Annotated in this window: 1 protein-coding gene; it reads left to right on the top strand. The window is 47.1% G+C overall.

Going from position 1 to position 1,073, the window contains the following annotated elements:
* On the top strand, positions 1-1,073 hold a 1,073-nt coding region (locus R8N28_RS26745), incomplete at both ends, for a tetratricopeptide repeat protein (protein ID WP_318183861.1).

Below are 1,073 nucleotides of genomic sequence, written 5' to 3' on the forward strand. Positions count from 1 at the left end.
TCGAGAAGAGACCGATCGCAGCATTCGTACCCCAGCCAGCACCATCGAAGCACACAAGATCATTGCGCAAGCCGACTATACGATGGGCAATGTCCGCTCAGCGATCGATAACCTCAATGAAGCAGAAAAGCTCGCGAAAGAATACCAACTGCCTTACATGACTTTGGATGTGCAACTCATGCGCAACCAAATGATTTGGATGTACGACCACAACTATTCAGCTGCCGAAGACACCCTCAATCAAATTGAAAAACAGCTAGACGAAGCCGACTCTGTACTTCAACGTACAGACAGCGTCCGTTATCGTCTAGTGATGCAACGAGCCCTGCTAGCGGCTCATCGTGGCGATAACGTTGGCGCAGAGCGTTTGTATGCTCAAGCGAAAAGCATGCTTGAGGACAGTCGTTCCGATTTGGCCTTAATTGATTACTACACTTCTGTTGGTGAGTTTTACCTTAACAGTAAAAAATACAACCTTGCGCTTTCAGAACTGCTTTACGGTTATTGGCAGTCCATAGAAAGTGACAGCGGTACTCGCCTTGCCAAAGTAAACCGCTTGCTGGCGAGACTTTTCCAAGAACGTCGTGTTTACGACAAAGCCATTGAATATCTGTCTCAGGCTGCAGATTTCTACGACTCTTACCCAAGCTCCCCTATTTTGGCCGATGTACTTGAACAAATGGGCGACATCTATTTTTATCAAGGCAAGTTCAATCTTGCTTTGGTGCACTACTTCAACGTACTGGATCACGAAAGCACCAGTCGTAATATCAATCGCACCATTAAGATTCGGTTGAGCTTGGCTGCGACTTACCTGCAACTCTACAACTACGCACTTGCAGAGCAATATCTGGAACGTGCGACAGAGTTACTGGAATACGCGGATATCCCTCAGCTTGAAGCGAAAGCCGCCCTACTTCAGTCTGGTCTCGCTTATCATCAGAACGACAGCAAAAAAGTAATTGAAAACGCGAAGAAAGCCTTAGAGCTTGTCGAAAAAGCGCCGGAAAACAAAAACTTCATCAAGCAGCAATCTTACCGTTTGTTGGGCTTGGGTTACGAACAGGCGGGCG

This window comes from Vibrio sp. Vb1554 (assembly GCF_033344235.1).